We start from the raw sequence: 16,233 nt of genomic DNA, 5'->3' as shown, positions 1-16,233 counted from the left end.
TTGCTCACATGCCTGCGTTGGCGTGAAGCCAACCGCGACGCGGTGTATTGCGCCTTAGCCATTTTTTCGTCCGGGAAAGGGGATGAAGCTACTTCAGCCCACAGCTATCGCCGTCGGGCCGTCGCTGCCCATAATGAATATGGACGACGACGGCTCAGGGATATCAGGCCAGGCGAAGCTGGCCCTGTTGATTATTCAGCGATATCGACGTTAACGAAATAGTGACCGCCCAACGGATCCACCACGTAGTTAGAAACTTTCTTGCTGACCGGCTCATATACCGTGGAGTGGGCAATGATCAGCGCGGGCGCCTGGTCGTGCATCACTACCTGAGCCTGTTTGTAAAGCTCGATACGTTTCTGGTGGTCTTCGGTGGCGCGTGCCGGCTGAATCAGTTCCTCAAACGACTTGTCGCACCAGCGCGAATAGTTGGAACCATCTTTTGCCGCGGCGCAGCTGAACAGCGTGCCGAAGAAGTTATCCGGATCCCCGTTATCGCCGGTCCAGCCCATCATCACCGTCTGATGCTCGCCATCTTTGGCGCGCTTGAGGTATTCGCCCCACTCATAGGTAACGATTTTCGCCTTCACGCCGATTTTCGCCCAGTCAGCCTGAATCATCTCCGCCATGCGGCGCGCGTTCGGGTTGTAAGGACGCTGTACCGGCATCGCCCAGAGATCGATAGAGAAACCATCGGCCATGCCCGCCTCTTTCAGCAGCGCTTTAGCTTTTTCCGGATCGTAAGCGTAATCCTGCACCGCATCGTTATAGCCCCACATGGTGGGCGGAATCAGGTTTTTCGCCGGCTGGCCCGCGCCCTGATAGACAGCGTCGATAATCGCCTTTTTGTTTACCGCCACGGTCAGCGCCTGGCGAACCTTGAGGTTATCCAGCGGTTTTTTCTCGACGTTGTAGGAGAGATAGCCGACGTTCAGACCGGGCTGCTCCATCAGATTGATGTTTTTATCCTGCTTCATGCGGGCGATATCCGCCGGGTTCGGATAGGGCATCACCTGGCACTCGCCTTTTTGCAGCTTGGCGTAACGCACCGAGGCGTCCGGCGTAATGGAGAAGACCAGCCGATCGATTTTCGGTTTAGTACCCCAGTAATCGGCGTTAGCTTTATAAAGGATGCGCGAATCCTTCTGATACTGCAGCAGCTGGAACGGGCCGGTGCCGACCGGGTTGAGGTCAACTTTTTCCGGCGTACCCGCTTTCAGCATTTTGTCAGCATATTCTGCGGACAGGATAGAGGCGAAATCCATCCCCAAATCGGCAAGGAACGGCGCTTCCGGGCGCGTCAGAGTAAAGCGCACGGTGTAGTCATCCACCTTCTCTACTTTCGCCAGCAGGTTTGGCATATCCATGCCTTCGAAGTATTCGTAATTGCCGCCGGAAACGCCGTGGTATTTGTTGTTTTTATCGAGCTGGCGCTCGAAGGTAAACACCACATCATCGGCATTAAAATCGCGCGTGGGTTTGAAATCTTTGGTGGTGTGCCACTTCACCCCTTTGCGCAAATGGAAGGTATAGGTTTTGCCATCTTCGCTGACCTCCCACTTCTCAGCCAGCGCCGGATGCAGCTCGGTGGTGCCGATAGTGAACTCCACCAGACGGTTATAGACCTGGCGCGAGCTGGCGTCATAGGTAGTGCCGGAGGTAAACAGCTGCGGGTTAAAGCCTTCCGGCGATCCTTCTGAACAGTAAACCAGAGTTTTAGCCTGAACGCTGGCGGCCACGGTCATTGCAATCAGGCTCAGGCCAACCTTTAGCACCCCTGATTTAACCAAGGAAATACTCATGCTTATGCTCCAATGTGATGTGTGTTTGCGCGTATGCCCGACCTGTGTTTTTTTTGTGCGGCCGGTGCGAATGCCCGAAGGCGTCTGGAGTGAAGTGGCGGCATTGACGGCTCGACAGCGCGAAATCTATCAGAAGAATCCGCTTCCCTTCCCCCGGTGAAACATCAATTTGTCAACAGATCGCAAAGACGTCAATACGGATGTGAGGTATTTACACAGAGTGTGAGAAACAGCAAGCAAACATAAAAAAAACCATCCGCTAACAAAGCCAGATGAAAAATTCAGCATTTTGCCAGTTGCCCGCATAAAGATCGGGTAAAAAGCGCGCCGCTCAGTGCGTTCCGCGGTAAAAAAAGCTTTAAATTTTATCGTTGGATGCTGAATAACTGAACGATTGAGCGGCCGTTCCGGCGGGAAGGCAGCTAAAAATGCTGCGGCGAGGCGCGGCGGCCCGGGACGATGCAGAGAAAGAAAAGTGATACGGACGCGCTGCAAAATAAGCGGACAGAACAGACAAGACGCGGCCTGCGGCGCGGCGACTGCCAATAATAACGCTTAACCGCCTTTGCTGCGCCGGGCACGCTAAAAGCAAAGGTTATGACTGCCCAAAAGAGAATAACCGTTGGCTATGACGCAAGCAGGACTTAGGGCCGGCGCAAAGGCGAGCTGCGGGAAAATAACCGGCGCGCAAAAAGCAAAAACCCCAGTCATTGCTGACTGGGGTTGGGGATTTGGTCGGCGAGAGAGGATTTGAACCTCCGACCCACACGTCCCGAACGTGTTGCGCTACCAGGCTGCGCTACTCGCCGATGGGGGCGCATCTTACTCAGGTCGCCGCCAGGCGTCAATGACTTTTTCACGCCATATGCCTTAACTGGCTGAAAAGCATTCACGCCGCCGGCGTATCGACGTCAGCTTTTTCCCGCCGTTTCAGCGCCCGGCGCCTGACACCAGTTATTCTCCGCCCTGATGCCGCCGTCCGGCGAGCTGTAGCCGAGACAGCCGAGAATAGTATCGAACAGCTCAACGTGGCGATGGGTTTTCCCGACGCGCTGCTGCGCCTGCAGGCGCTCAAACGCCTGACGATGGTTGCTCTCCGCCAGCCAGCTGTCGGAAGCCCAGACGATCATCGGCACGCGGAACTGCTCCGGCGGCGCCATATCGCGCGGCGTGCCGTGCAGGTGCATGTTGTCGCTGATCGATTCACCATGATCCGCCGCGTAGAACACGATCGCTTTTTTATCGCGCAGCTGGTCATAAACGCTGTCCAGCACGCTGTCGGTGTAAAGCACGGAGTTATCGAAAGCGTTAATCAGCTGCGCCTTGCTGCACTTCTCATCAACGCCCATGCATTCCGGGGTATAGCGCGCATAGCTGCGCGGATAGCGCTGGGAATAGAGATAGTGCGAACCTTTGGTATGCAGCACCACCAGATGCTTACCGTTCGGGTGACGATCGAGCGACGCCCTGAGCTCCGGGATCAGCAGCATATCGTCAACCGGCTTGCCCTGATTACGCTGCTCAGAGCCGATCTGCTCGCGGAAGACGAAGTTATCCGCATGGCTGTTATCGTAAAACCAGACTTCGCTCTGCATGGCGAACAGCTCGGAGCTGAAGCCAAGCGATTTCAGTACGGAAAAGATGTTCTCTTCCTTCAGCGTACGCCCTGGGTTATCCATAGTGCCGCCCTCGCGCACAAACATACAGCGCAGCGAAAGCTTAGTGGCGGTATCGCAGGATTCGCCGCGGAACGCCACCAGATTCTTTTCATGAGAGAGCTTCGGCGTCGTGTCACGCTGGTAGCCCAGCAGCCCCATATGATCCCAGCGGGTGGTTTCGCCAATGACGAACACCACGTAAGTATCATCGATATCCGCCGGCGCGATGTAGGTAAACTGCTTCGCCGGGTCGAGCAGTTCTTCGCCGTCTACCGCCTCATCAATATGCGTCCAGGTAAACAGCCCCAGCGCCGACAGCCAGTTAGAGGGCAGATAGGAGTGCGCCACTACCCCGCCGTAGCTGGGCAGATCGATATTGGTAATTTCCTCATTGGCTTTTTGCAGCTTGTCAAAATAGCGGATCGGCAGCCAGACCAGCGCCACCGCCAGCAGCATAATCGCCATCGGCTGCAGGCGCTGGCCCGGCGTTCTCAGCTGCTCGATCAGCGTCATACGCAGGCGGTTGCGCCAGATCATCAGCAGCGGCAGCGCGCTGAGCAGCACCATCCACAACGCAAACTGATAACCCACCACCTCTTTAGAGAGATCGATATCGGTGGTCATCACCGAGGCGACGATACCGTAGCCAATCACCACGTTAAAAAAGGTCATATAGTAGGCGGCGGCGACCGAAATCAGCACCAGCAGCGTGGCGAGAATGCGGTACGCCAGCTTGCCGCCCAGCGACAGCAGGCGCATCAGGAAGAAGGTGAGCAGAACTATCGCCACCACTTCCGCCGCCGCAGACAGCCAGTTAGAAAAAGTGGATTGGCTAAGAAAAGGATCGAACCGACGATAAAAAACGGGCAGGTTCAGCAAAATGCCGATGTAGAGCGACAGCAAAAGAGAGAGCTTTTGCTGGGTAAGCGATTTAATGTAATTCATTCAACCTTCTTTATTCCCGGCGCAACATATTTCACAAACGATAATCAGACCGCCCGGCTGCGCCAGAGTTCTTGCAGGGAAGGCAATATTTTCACGGCAGGATGAACCAGCGGATGCTGAGCGGAAAAGGAGCCTTTTCCGGTAAAGCGCGGCCAGTTAACCACAATGGCCCGGTACGATCGGCGAAATTTTGCCATCGTGACGAGAAAATGCGCAGTTTGTCACATGAAAAGAAAGCCGCGGCGGACGCGCAGAGCCGGCGCCCGCCTGGAGAATTAGCTGATGATATTCAGGGTAACGTCGATATTGTTGCGGGTGGCGTTAGAGTAAGGACACACGATATGCGCGGCATCCACCAGCTTCTGCGCTTCTGCGCGATCCATGCCCGGCAGATTAATGTTTAGCGTGGCTTCAATACCGAAACCGGTCGGCAGCGGTCCAATACCCACTTCACCTTCAATAAACGCTTCTTTCGGCATGGTGATTTTATCGCGAGCGGCAACGAACTTCATCGCCCCCAGGAAGCAGGCGGAGTAGCCAGCGGCAAACAGCTGCTCCGGGTTGGTCGCTTCACCGCCGGCTCCGCCCATCTCTTTCGGCACGCCGAGCTTAACATCCAGCACGCCGTCAGAAGAGGTGGCGCGGCCATCACGACCACCGGTAGCTTTAGCCTTCGCACGATAAATAACTTTTTCTAATGACATGGTAAACCCCTTCCTGTTGTATGTTCACGATTAAATCGCGGACTATTTAATAGACCCGGCACGATAAATTTTAGCCTGTTCAGCCGCCTTTACCAGCGGCTGACCTGTAAGACGCTAGCGGATAAGGTTGTCACGCAGCCGATCCAGCTGCGCCTTAAGGGCCTGTAGCGCCTCTGGATCGCAGTCAATAGCGCAGAGCACGGATTCAGGAATGCTTAAGGCTTTTTCCCGTAGCGCACGCCCTGCCGCGCTCAGCGTCACCACCACCTGGCGCTCGTCCAGCCGCGAGCGCCGGCGTGAAACCATGCCCGCCGCCTCCAGACGCTTTAATAGCGGCGTCAGCGTGGCGGAATCAAGAAACAGCCGCTCGCCAATATCAGACACCGTCACATCGTCGCGCTGCCACAGCACCAGCATTACCAGATATTGCGGATAGGTGAGTTCGAGCTGCGTCAACAGTTGGCGATAGAGCTTATGCATCGCCAGGTTCGCTGAGTAAAGGGCGAAGCAGAGCTGGTTATCCAGCAGCAGCGGCGCGCTGAGGATTTTTTTATCATCTTGCGGTTTCATGCGTGACAATATAGATAGCGCACTACATAATTGCAAGCAATATGTCGCTGAAGCACAGGAGCCAGCCATGCAGTCACTGGAAGAACAGGCAAGACGCTACGCCACGGAGGTGCATGCCGCAGCCGGGCAGCGCCGTAAATATACCGACGAGCCCTATATCGTCCATCCGGCGGCAGTGGTTGAACTGGTGCGCAGCGTAACCAATAACGAAGCGATGCTTGCCGCCGCCTGGCTGCATGATACCGTGGAGGATACCGGCACCACGCTGGACGATATCAGACGCCAGTTCGGCGACGAGGTCGCGGCGCTGGTAGCGATGCTTACCGACAGCAAGCAGCCGCAGGCAAAAAATCGCGCGGCGCGCAAGGTAGCGCACTTTCGTCATACCGCCGACGCCTCGCCGCAGGCGCAGACCATTAAGCTGGCGGATATTATCGATAACACCCGCGCTATCGTGCGGTACGATGCGCATTTCGCCCGCATCTATCTGGTGGAAAAACAGGTGCAGATCGGGCTGCTGCAGCGCGGCGATGCCACACTCTGGCAGCAGGCGCAGGCCACTATCGCCCAGGGTATCGCGCAGCTGCGCCAGCGCCCTTATAACGTGCCGGAGGCCTGGTTTCAGCGTCAGGCGGCGAAGTATGCACAGTAAACAAGCCCGGCGCCTGCGGCAGGGAAGTTACCGCGCGCTGTCTGAGGCTGGCGCTGGCCGAGGCGCTATTGCAGGCTCAGAAGAGGTTAAGAGAGGACGATGTAAAGCGGGCTATATCGCTACGCCGCTAAACGGGGTTGAAAACGGACTATATCGCCAGCCGCAGGAAGTGGTTTATCGCGGACAAACCATCGCCACCGCCACAGCAGGTGGTTTAAAATTGATAACAAAAACCCGCCGGGCGGCGGGTTTGTTTTGCTGGCAATACGATCAGTCAAGCAGCTGGCGGCCCAGGTAAGGGTTCGAATGCAGCAGCTGCATAAGCTTTTGTGCGCTGCCTGATGGGCGGGTGCGTCTCGCTTCCCAGCTTTTCACCGAAGAGACGCTCACGCCCATCACGCGGGCAAATTCATCAATTTTCATACCGGTCATTTCGCGCAGGCGCTGTGGTTCGGGCAGTGAAACCGTTTTTTCTTGCTGCGCTGTCAACGTACCACCAACGTTCCGTGTCAATACAATTTGCTCAAGACTGCTGAGTAACTCAACCATGGGATCTTTTACTTCCATAGCAAACTCCTAAAACTCACTATGAACAACGTGAAAGAGAACAGAGATAAGAGCCTGAGACCCAGGCTCAGAATGCCGGTTTGTTGCAAAGGTAAACAGGGCAGGACAGTGCAACATAAATCGGGAATTTAAGTATTAGACGATCGTGGGCATTTTGCTGCCCGATCTGCGACTATTTTTCGATCTTGCTGCGCGCCGGCAGCGGCGCAGCCCGCTGCGGCTGACGCTGGCGGTTCTGGCTCGCTTAAGCGTCATCCTGGCTTTACACGGCGACGGGCTTCTTGCGTTAACTCATTGATAGTTAGTTTTTTTGCCGTCGAACCCATTAATAACAGCGCCGGGCAGGCTGCGCAAATAGCGCGATTATTATCGTTTGACGATAATAAATTATCGTTATACGATAATATTCTCTTCACATGGAGTAATAACAAATGAAAGAAACGGAAATGATTCAGCCGGCCTCTGCCGCAGGCTATGGCCTGCCGGGGAAAGTTCGTTGCCTGTGCGTGTTGGTCAGTCTGCTGCTGGTAGCCAGTTCGCTGGTAGAACTATGGATTATGCAGATCGACTGGTTCCACGATCGGGCTTTTCAAAAAATTTATCAGGGCTACAGTGAATATTATCCCGAACTGCATCTTTACCCCGTCGGCGGCAAACTAATATACAGCATTACCTTAACGCTGGATTATATCGGGTTTATACCTTACTATGTGGCGTTAATCCTTGGCGCAGTAATATTTAACCGGTTTCGTATGAATATTTTCTGGGACAAAATCAATATAAATCTTCTGAAGACGATAAGTATTCTGATTATTTTTGATGCCTGTTTTCCGGCGCTTAAAGATACGTTGCAAATGCTGGCTTTTACCCTGAAAGGCAAACCGGTGTTTATTTTATCCTATGGTATAAGCGCAGAGGAAACCCGTTCGTTTATTGTCGGTCTTTCTATATATACTTTCTCTATGATTTTGAGCAGGGCAAAAATTATAGATGATGAAAACAGTTTAATTATCTGAAGCAGGAACTATGGCAATAACTATTAATCTGACCGTTTTAATCGCTAAAAGGGGGATAAGTTCCAAAGAGCTTTCCAGGCTAATTGGCATCAATGAACAAAACCTGTCGCTGCTTAAAAATGGCAAAGTGAAAGGTATCCGCCTGGAAACATTAAATCAGATATGCAAACATCTGAATTGCCAGCCTGGCGATATATTAATTTATACCGAAGACGATGACGAAGAAAACGATGATAAGGAGCAAGCATGAAAAATATCGCTGTGATTTGCTTACTTTTGCTGGCGGGATGCAGCAGCGAAAGGGGCTGGGAGCTGGGCGATAGCTACCCAACTGATAAAAACGCCACGCCGCGCCTGCATGGCGACGAGCGCAGCAATGCTGAACGCTATAACGACTGCGTTTCCAGCGCGCGCAATAAAACAAGCAAGTCGACGCGCGTCCGCTGTTACGATCGCGCTCAGCGCCCCGATCCAGATTATATAGGTGTCTCTTTCCCGATGCATTTCTGATAATAAAAAATTTAACCTGAACTGCGGCGAAAGCTGATTTATGAAATAACTTCTTTGCCTGTCCCGCGTGGCATTTCCCGGCGGCGGTTCGCTCTGGTTCTTAATCCGTACCGCGATAAAATATATACGACAGAAAAAGGAAAGAAACTGTAGAAATAATCCGAAAAAACTCCCCGGAAAAATATAGAAACAGGATAAGCGCCGGACATGTCGATACCATTAATCTGCCGGGAGCGTAGCGGAAAAGCGGCCGGGTTTGTTATTTTGATAAATACGTTTCTCCTTTAAACGCCCCATTAGACAAAAGTTATATTATTAATGTAAAGCAGAGAAACCATCTGGTTTATTATTGGCGCGGCATGAATAAAAAAGAGGGGTAACCTCCGCTCCATTTTTAGTCGCGCTATCCCTGTTCATCCTGGCTGACGTCGTCTTCCTGATAAGCGCCGGCTTCGTTGATAACATACAACCAGCGGTTAATTATCTGTTGAGCAATTAAACGTCGGCTTCTCCTGTTTTACTACGGCGCCGGCGGCGAATAGCCAGCCGGCCTGGGTAAGGTTGCGCTCTTTTTTGGCGCGGCGGCTAAATCAGGCTATCTTCCGCCAGCCCGGTCCGTTAATTTATTGCCAGGTATATTCAGCCTGAACGCATTGAACTATGCTTTAGGCATCTCAAGGGGAGCAGCTATGCTGCTTAATCAAACAGATAGTTCATTAATTTACAGGAGTAAACGCTATGGCGACCGGAATTTCCCGCGTCTGGATGCGTCTGTGGCTACCGTTGGCCGCGCTGCTGGTTGTGACGCAGCTTGTCGGCTGCGGTGATAAAGAAGGCGATCAGCGCAAGGCCTTTAGCGACTTTTTACAGAATACCGTAATGCGCAGCGGTGAGCATCTGCCTGCGCTAAGTGAAGACCAGAAGCAACGCTTTGGCAACTATGCCAACGATTACGCCATTATTTATAACTTTTCCCAGCAGGTGAATAAAGCGGTGGATCAGGGACTGCGTCCGGTGGTGGATGAGCTGTCCGCGATTCGCATTCCGCAGGATTACCTGACCCACCGCGATACGCTGCGCCAGGCCAGCGGCACGCTGAGCGTGCTGGCGCAGCAGATTCAGAACGCGAAAAATCAGGCAGACGGCAGCAAAGCAACGCTGAGGCAGCCCGATGACTTAAAAGCGGTCTACGATCGAATTTATACCAGGGTGGTTACGCAGCCAGCCGCCTCGCTGATGCCGCTGCTGCCGGCCCTGCAGTCGCTGAGTCAGGATGTGGTGCAGGCGGGCGATTTCCTGCAACAGCAGGGGGCGCGCGTCAGCTTTAACGATAATGGCGTCCAGTTTCCTACCCAGCAGCAGGCAAGCCAGTACAATACGCTGATAAGCAACGTTGCGGCTAAAGCGCAGGCGCTGACGCAGGCGCAAAGCGCCGTACAGGGCGGCTTCCAGTAACAGCCGGAGGCGTCGTGCGGCAACGACGACGCCTTAACATCCTGATAAGCGCCGGCTGGCGCTTACGCCGGCCTGCTCGCCAGGCGTACCGGCGGCTATCTTTGCGGATAATAATCATAGCGTGCCGCCAGAGCGCTGCCCGGCAGGCGGCGCTACGTTATCCGGCCACCAGCGCGTGATTAACCTTAATCACCGTTTTTTTAATCTCAGCGCTCTGCGCGCCCTGCACGCCCGGCTTATGCGGCTCGCCAGGAAAGAAAATAGCGAACATACCGGGCTTCAGCGCCACCTGCTGCTGCCCGGCAATGGCTGCGCACAGCTGATAGTCCTCTTCTTTATGCCACGCTTCACACTCGCGGGCGCTGCCGACCACGCCGTAATGGATGGTCTCGTCGCCTTCCAGCAGGATCTGAATATCAATAAATTTTTCGTGCAGCTCCGCTTTTTTACTTTGCGCCGGCTGCGTGGCGAAGCGCATGACGTTCATATAAATCTCATCGCCCTGTAAATCATAGCGCCCAGGCTCGCACTGCTGCGGCTGCATCTTTAGCGCCAGCCTCACGGCCTGCAGCAGGACGGGAGAGAGACCCGCGCATTCCGGATGATGAATATCGCCAATAATCATAATGCTTGTTCCTCTGCTAATAATGCCGCGCCCAGCAGGCCGGCATCATGCTGATAGCGTGCGGCGGTAATAGTGGTGTGATAGACCGCCGGCTCCTGCGCCAGATATGCCGTAACCAGATCCAGATAGCCAGGCGCCAGCCCGACGCTGCCGCCCAACACGGCATACTGGCAGTCATAGCCCGCCCTGATATCGGCAATCAGCCGGGCGATGGTTTTCGCCGACTGGCGGATTAACGACATCGCCTGCGGATGGCCGTTCTGCGCCTGGGCAAAAATCGCTTTAGCCGTCATGCCCTGCAGATCGTCAGTCGCCAGCGCGGCGATTCCCCTGCCGGATGCGATAGCCTCCACGCAGCCGGTACGCCCGCAGCCGCAGCGCGGGCCGTGCGGATCGGCCAGCGTATGGCCAATATGCCCCGCCAGCCCCTCTTTCCCGGACAGGAGCTTACCGTTACAGATAATGCCGCCGCCCACGCCCGTTGAAACGGTGATAAACACCATATCGCTTACCCCGGCAGGCAGAGCGCAATATTCGGCCCAGGCCGCCGCCTGCGCATCGTTCACCGCCAGGCACGGCAGACCCGTGAGGCGCGCCAGCGTTTGCGTTAGTGGAAACTGCGCCAGGCCGCCGAGATTATCCGGGTTTAACGCCGTGAGCACGCCGTGGCGAATAATTCCCGTAGAGGCGACCGCCACCCGCTGCGCCCGCCCGGCGAAAGGCGCGACCAGCGCGCTTAACGCATCCGTCAGCGCCGCCTGCGTTCTGCCGGCCGGCGTCGGCAGCGTTTGTTGCTCCAGCACGCGCCGCTGCGCGTCAATCAGCGCGGCGGCCAGCTTCGTGCCGCCAAGATCAATCGCCAGCGTTGTCATACCGCAGCCCCGGCCAGCGCGTCGCGATACCACTGACAGATATGTTCAAGACGAGTAATCGCGGAACCGACGGTTACCGCCCAGGCGCCGTGCTGTATAGCCTGCGCCGCGAGGGCCGGAGAGTTAAACCGCCCTTCGGCAATTACCCGATAGCCTTTAGCGCTCAACGCCCGCACCAGCGGGAAATCGGGCGCTTCCGGCACTACGTCCGTGGTATACCCGGACAGCGTCGTGCCGATGATTTCCGCACCGAGAAGGTGGCACTGCGTGCCGTCTTCCAGACTGGAGCAGTCCGCCATCGCCGCGCAGCCCTGCTGGTGAATCCGCTCAATGATCGCCGCCACGCTGACCGGACGCGGGCGTTCCGTGCCGTCAAAAGCGATAATATCCGCGCCCGCCTGCGCCAGCGCATCCACATCATCCAGCAACGGCGTGATGCGTACCGGCGAATCCGGCAGATCGCGCTTGATGATGCCAATAATGGGGACTGAAATAAGTTCACGCGCCGCCTTCAGATTGTTAACGCCTTCAATACGCACTGCGACCGCGCCCGCCTGTACCGCCGCCTGCGCCATCGCCGCAACGATTTCAGGTTTATCTAACGGGCTGCCCGGCACCGGCTGGCAGGAAACAATAAGACCACCCAATTCTTTAACCTTTGCATCCAAAGTATCAAATAACAACATAGCGCTCACCCTTACTTCAGTTTGCGCCCGACAGCGCCGGACGCGTTAATTTAGTGTTTACTGCAAAGCGGGACATCCGCTTTGTCGTTACGAACAATCGCGCCGCTGAATGGCTTGCCATCAATGGCGTCATGAGTACGTAACGCTTCCGGGCGAATCCAGCGCTGTACGCGGGAGGGCATATCCAGGCCAATCAGCAGGATCACCACAAACGTTAATCCAAAGGAGAGCGAACCCAGCGCGGCGCCCAGGCTCAGATGCTGCGCAACCAGCGCGCCGATAACCGGCGCCGCCGCGCCGCCCAGGGCGCCGACGTTATAGGTGAAGCCCAGACCGGCAGCACGCTGGTCGGTATCGAAGTAACCGCCTATCAGCTTCGGTAAGATGCCAGCGATGCCCTGACCCAGCATCTGCTGGAAAAAGAGCAGGATGCCCAGGCCCCAGATGCTGGAGCCGTCGAGGGCAAAAACGGGAATGATCAGTAGCTGCGAGGCCAGCAGGCTGTAAACGTAGGCTTTACGCGTACCCAGCCAGTCGCCGAGGAAGCCGCCGACGATGCAGCCGACGGCGGCGCCGAAACCGCTGAAGAAAAGCACCTGCGCCACCGTCGCCGGATCGTACGCCAGCTCGCTTTTCAGGTAGGTAGGCAGCAGCGCCTGAATAGGCCAGGAATAGAGGAAAGCGAACAGTACAATAACCATCAGCGTTACGCCGGTCGGCCAGCGTTTTCCGCTGCTCTGCACCATAAAGCTGACAAAGATAGCCGTGCAGATGAGCGCCAGCGCAATTACCGCGAGAGAGCTGTGCAGGTTCCCGGCGAAGCAGAGCCATAGCGCCGCCGTCGCAACCAGCGTCATCACCAAATTCATCGCGCGGTATTTGCCGCGATAGAGAATATCCACCATCGTCCGCACCGGCGTTTTTTTCGTCTGGCGCTCTTCCCAGTCTTCGGTTTCCGGAATATTTTTACGCAGCCACAGCGCGAAAATAATCGGCAGGATGCCGAGAAAGAATAAGGCGCGCCAGCCCCAGACGGGCACCACCAGGCTGTAAACCTGCGCCGCCAAAACGGCGCCGACGGAAAAGCCGGAAATCAGGAAGCCGCTGGCTTTGTTGCGCAAATGTTTCGGCCAGCTTTCAATGACATAGGTAGCGCTGGATCCATACTCGCCAGCCATCCCCATCCCGATCACCATCCGGGCGATAAACATTGAGGTGTATCCCGGCGCAAAGCCGCAGGCCAGCGTGCCGACGGAGAACAGAATAATACTGCTGACCATCGCCAGGCGGCGGCCATAGCGGTCGCCCATCGCTCCCAGCAGCAGGCCGCCGAACCAGCGCGAGATAAACGCCGCAGAGATAATACTCGCCGCCTGTACGGTGGTGAGCTGGAACTCGCTCTGTACTTCAGTGAGTACCAGAGCAATTAACACGAAATCAAAGCCATCCAGTAAATAGCCAAGCCAGGCAGCGGAGAACGCCCGCCACTGCGACTTATTGAGGTGCCTATACCATGGCGTGGTACTTATTGTTCTACTCATATTGCTCTCCTGTGATGAGCAAAGCGTTTATGCGGTAGGGCCGAAACGGGAAGGTATCCTGCAGCCAAATGAAGCTAAACTCCAATTATTCTATTTTTTAGAAGTTAAACACCACAAGAGTATTTCATGAAATCTGTGAATAGGGTCATGGACATCGGGTGTATGGAAATGAAAAAAGTCGATCTGACTCACATGATGAGAGGTAATATATTTTTACTGCTCAGGATATACTCAGCCGCCACACCGTTTTTTTGCAATTCTGATTGCCTGACGATGGGCTGAGTCCCATCATGAACGCCCAATAATCGCGTAAACAGTAAGGAAGAGATGACGACGCCGACTTCGCCGGTTAAAGCCGGGAAAATACTTGATACTCTGGGAGCGATGCAGAACAGTATGACCCGCGTCGGGAAAAGCATCGCACGCTATGTGCTCGCCTCCCCTCACCGGGTAACTCAGCTTTCCATCGCCGATCTCTCAGAGGAAGTAAACGCGGGCGAAGCGTCAGTGATCCGCTTCTGCCGGCTTCTGGGCTATAAAGGCTTTCAGAACTTCAAAATGGAGCTGGCCATTGAGCTGGCCATGACCGATAGCGATGACAACAGCACGCTGCTGGATGCCGAAATTCAGGAGAGCGATGACGCGCACACCATCGGCCTGAAGCTGCAGGGCGCCATTTCGACCGTACTCTCAGAAACGCTCAACCTGCTGGATATGCAGCAGGTTGAACGCGTGGTTGAGGCGCTGCACCTCAGCAACAGCGCCTATATTTTCGGCGTCGGCGCCTCCGGGCTGACCGCCGAGGAGATGAAGCACAAGCTGATGCGAATCGGGCTGCGCGTCGATGCCTTAACCAATAATCACTTTATGTATATGCAGGCCGCACTGCTTAAGGCTGGCGACGTCGCTATCGGCATCAGCCATTCCGGCCATTCGCCGGAAACTATTCACGCCCTTAGCCTCGCCAGGCAGGCGGGCGCCACCACCGTCGCTTTAACGCACAATCTGGGATCGCCATTAAGTAAAGTTGCGGATTTCACCCTGATTAACGGCAACCGTCAGGGACGCCTGCAGGGAGACTCTATCGGCACCAAGACGGCGCAGCTCTTCGTCCTCGATCTCATTTATACGCTGCTGGTGCAGAAGGCTCCGGAAACCGCCCGCTCCAATAAATTGCGTACGATGGATGCGCTGTCCATGCTCAAATAGGGCGAATTTAGTGCGGCCCATCACACTCTGATACTCCCGTTTTTCTCCCTGCCGCTATCCGGTTGCAACCGGCAGGGTTACGCCCTAACATGGAGTAATACTTCAAATTAAATTAATTTAAGAAGAAAAACACCATTAGAGGTTTACATGACCAAGTTAACAGGACTTATTGCTGCTCCCCACACGCCTTTTGATGCGAACGGCGAAGTAAACTATCCCGTTATCGATCGGATTGCCGAACATCTGATTAGCCAGGGCGTTAAAGGCGCTTACGTCTGTGGGACAACCGGGGAAGGCATCCACTGTTCCGTGGAAGAGCGTAAAAAAATTGCCGAGCGCTGGGTTGCGGCAAGCCAGGGTCAATTAAGCATTACGCTGCATACCGGCGCGCTCAGCATCGCCGATGCGCTGGAGCTAAGCCGTCATGCTGAAACGCTGGATATTTTCGCCACGTCGGTGATCGGCCCCTGCTTCTTTAAACCCTCTACCGTTGACGATCTGGTGGAATACTGCCGCATTATCGCCGCCGCAGCGCCGTCGAAAGGCTTTTACTACTACCACTCCGGCATGTCGGGCCTGAGCCTGGATATGGAGCAGTTCCTGCTGGCCGCGGCGCATAAAATCCCCAATCTGTCCGGGATGAAGTTTAACTCCAGTGACATGTATGAGTACCAGCGCTGCCTGCGGGTTAATAACGGCCAGTTCGATATTCCATTCGGCGTGGATGAATTCTTACCGGCGGGGTTAGCCTGCGGCGCCGTTGGCGCGGTAGGCAGCACCTATAACTACGCGGCGCCGCTCTATCACCGCCTGATCGACAGCTTCAGACAGGGCAATCATCAGGATGTCGCCGCCTGTATGGATAAAGTCATCGCGATTATTCGCGTTCTGGTTCAGTACGGCGGCGTCGCGGCCGGAAAGCTGGCGATGCAGCTGCACGGCATTGACGTCGGCGATCCGCGCCGTCCGCTGCGTCCGATGACCGCAGAACAAAAACGCGACGCGCTGGCGGCCTTCCGCAGCGCCGACTTTATTTAATCGCCACTAGCTTCACGGCATCCGGGCTATCCCTTCCCTCTCCGCCCGGATGCCGCTCCCCGACAACGCTACGCCAAAACGATTAAAAATTAGCTGCGATAACGTATCACGCTTTTTTCGTGCCAGGATAAAGTGTGATCCGACGCATTTTCGCCCAAAAGTTTATTGTGATTTAAATCACATTTCTGACAGAAACATACCGCAAAAAAGCGTGATAAAAATCACAATAAACAGCGCTTTTTTCCCGCCGATCCGCAGCAAAAGCGTTTCTCTCCGTGCTTTTCTGTGATCTGTTTCACTAAAAACAGCCCTTCCTTCTACCTCTAATTGTGATCTTAATCACTTCAGCACGCTCACTACGCAGCGTGATAAACGCGTGCTAG

At 55.1% G+C, this 16,233-nt stretch carries 18 protein-coding genes and 1 tRNA gene; 8 read left to right on the top strand and 11 right to left on the bottom strand.

Annotation, left to right across the window (positions count from 1 at the left end; all coding sequences use genetic code 11):
• Positions 1-82 precede the first annotated feature (82 nt).
• Positions 83-214: a hypothetical protein gene (locus tag FKM52_RS22105; protein WP_280115525.1), complete on the top strand. Its 132-nt coding sequence runs from the start codon at positions 83-85 to the stop codon at positions 212-214.
• On the opposite strand, the gene dppA is transcribed toward FKM52_RS22105, so the two are convergent.
• The 6 genes from dppA to FKM52_RS11145 all read right to left on the bottom strand — a co-directional run bounded on the left by dppA (position 192) and on the right by FKM52_RS11145 (position 5,679).
• Positions 192-1,802, bottom strand: coding sequence for a dipeptide ABC transporter periplasmic-binding protein DppA (gene dppA, locus FKM52_RS11165; RefSeq protein WP_141176258.1), 1,611 nt, complete (start codon positions 1,800-1,802; stop codon positions 192-194). The two genes, FKM52_RS22105 and dppA, sit on opposite strands and share 23 nt — an antisense overlap.
• A 129-nt stretch (positions 1,803-1,931) precedes the next feature.
• Positions 1,932-2,348, bottom strand: coding sequence for a hypothetical protein (locus tag FKM52_RS21705; protein WP_181407927.1), 417 nt, complete (start codon positions 2,346-2,348; stop codon positions 1,932-1,934).
• Positions 2,349-2,534: 186 nt separating this feature from the next.
• Positions 2,535-2,611 (bottom strand) — tRNA-Pro (locus FKM52_RS11160).
• 102 nt (positions 2,612-2,713) lie between these two features.
• A complete protein-coding gene (eptB, locus tag FKM52_RS11155) occupies positions 2,714-4,405 on the bottom strand; it encodes a kdo(2)-lipid A phosphoethanolamine 7''-transferase (RefSeq protein ID WP_141176257.1) in 1,692 nt (563 codons plus the stop codon).
• A 275-nt stretch (positions 4,406-4,680) separates the two neighbouring features.
• Positions 4,681-5,109, bottom strand: coding sequence for an organic hydroperoxide resistance protein (locus tag FKM52_RS11150; RefSeq protein ID WP_141176256.1), 429 nt, complete (start codon positions 5,107-5,109; stop codon positions 4,681-4,683).
• Between the two features lie 114 nt (positions 5,110-5,223).
• Positions 5,224-5,679: a MarR family winged helix-turn-helix transcriptional regulator gene (locus tag FKM52_RS11145; protein WP_141176255.1), complete on the bottom strand. Its 456-nt coding sequence runs from the start codon at positions 5,677-5,679 to the stop codon at positions 5,224-5,226.
• Positions 5,680-5,746: 67 nt separating this feature from the next.
• On the opposite strand from FKM52_RS11145, the gene FKM52_RS11140 reads away from it, so the two are divergent.
• Positions 5,747-6,331 (top strand): HD domain-containing protein, encoded by a 585-nt coding sequence (locus tag FKM52_RS11140; protein ID WP_141176254.1) that lies wholly within the window; start codon positions 5,747-5,749, stop codon positions 6,329-6,331.
• A gap of 270 nt (positions 6,332-6,601) precedes the next feature.
• Here the strand turns inward: FKM52_RS11140 and FKM52_RS11135 are convergent, their stop codons facing one another.
• Positions 6,602-6,898, bottom strand: a complete 297-nt coding sequence (locus tag FKM52_RS11135; RefSeq protein ID WP_141176253.1) for an HTH-type transcriptional regulator — start codon at positions 6,896-6,898, stop codon at positions 6,602-6,604.
• A gap of 431 nt (positions 6,899-7,329) precedes the next feature.
• Here FKM52_RS11135 and FKM52_RS11130 point away from each other — a divergent pair, with 431 nt between their 5' ends.
• From FKM52_RS11130 to FKM52_RS11115, 4 genes are all read left to right on the top strand, one after another.
• A complete protein-coding gene (locus FKM52_RS11130) occupies positions 7,330-7,914 on the top strand; it encodes a hypothetical protein (RefSeq protein ID WP_141176252.1) in 585 nt (194 codons plus the stop codon).
• Between the two features lie 10 nt (positions 7,915-7,924).
• A complete protein-coding gene (locus FKM52_RS11125) occupies positions 7,925-8,164 on the top strand; it encodes a helix-turn-helix domain-containing protein (RefSeq protein ID WP_141176251.1) in 240 nt (79 codons plus the stop codon).
• Entirely contained in the window at positions 8,161-8,424 is a 264-nt protein-coding gene (locus FKM52_RS11120; RefSeq protein ID WP_141176250.1) for a hypothetical protein, read from the top strand. The genes FKM52_RS11125 and FKM52_RS11120 overlap by 4 nt, the downstream gene beginning before the upstream one ends.
• A 738-nt stretch (positions 8,425-9,162) precedes the next feature.
• The gene (locus tag FKM52_RS11115; RefSeq protein ID WP_141176249.1) at positions 9,163-9,879 is read left to right on the top strand and encodes a DUF3053 domain-containing protein; all 717 of its coding nucleotides are present in this window, start codon (positions 9,163-9,165) and stop codon (positions 9,877-9,879) included.
• Between the two features lie 157 nt (positions 9,880-10,036).
• On the opposite strand, the gene nanQ is transcribed toward FKM52_RS11115, so the two are convergent.
• The 4 genes from nanQ to FKM52_RS11095 are packed head-to-tail and all read right to left on the bottom strand — an operon-like array spanning position 10,037 to position 13,603.
• Positions 10,037-10,504 carry an N-acetylneuraminate anomerase gene (nanQ, locus tag FKM52_RS11110; protein WP_141176248.1) on the bottom strand — a complete coding sequence of 156 codons (468 nt, stop codon included), beginning with the start codon at positions 10,502-10,504 and terminating at the stop codon, positions 10,037-10,039.
• The gene (nanK, locus tag FKM52_RS11105; protein ID WP_141176247.1) at positions 10,501-11,376 is read right to left on the bottom strand and encodes an N-acetylmannosamine kinase; all 876 of its coding nucleotides are present in this window, start codon (positions 11,374-11,376) and stop codon (positions 10,501-10,503) included. The genes nanQ and nanK overlap by 4 nt, the downstream gene beginning before the upstream one ends.
• A complete protein-coding gene (locus FKM52_RS11100) occupies positions 11,373-12,062 on the bottom strand; it encodes an N-acetylmannosamine-6-phosphate 2-epimerase (RefSeq protein WP_141176246.1) in 690 nt (229 codons plus the stop codon). Before FKM52_RS11100 ends, nanK begins: the two co-directional genes overlap by 4 nt.
• 50 nt (positions 12,063-12,112) lie before the next feature.
• Complete coding sequence (locus FKM52_RS11095; protein WP_141176245.1) at positions 12,113-13,603, bottom strand: MFS transporter; 1,491 nt, start codon at positions 13,601-13,603, stop codon at positions 12,113-12,115.
• 327 nt (positions 13,604-13,930) lie between these two features.
• Here FKM52_RS11095 and FKM52_RS11090 point away from each other — a divergent pair, with 327 nt between their 5' ends.
• Together FKM52_RS11090 and FKM52_RS11085 are read left to right on the top strand one after the other, a co-directional pair.
• The gene (locus FKM52_RS11090) at positions 13,931-14,812 is read left to right on the top strand and encodes a MurR/RpiR family transcriptional regulator (RefSeq protein WP_141176244.1); all 882 of its coding nucleotides are present in this window, start codon (positions 13,931-13,933) and stop codon (positions 14,810-14,812) included.
• A gap of 147 nt (positions 14,813-14,959) precedes the next feature.
• On the top strand, positions 14,960-15,850 hold the full coding sequence (locus FKM52_RS11085; protein ID WP_141176243.1) for a dihydrodipicolinate synthase family protein: 891 nt from the start codon (positions 14,960-14,962) through the stop codon (positions 15,848-15,850).
• Positions 15,851-16,233 lie beyond the last annotated feature (383 nt).

It is taken from the genome of Mixta tenebrionis (assembly GCF_006517625.1).
In the GTDB taxonomy this organism is placed as follows: Bacteria; Pseudomonadota; Gammaproteobacteria; order Enterobacterales; family Enterobacteriaceae; genus Mixta; species Mixta tenebrionis.
The sequence above is the reverse complement of the archived record's forward strand: the minus strand, read 5'-3'. Positions and strand labels throughout refer to the sequence as shown.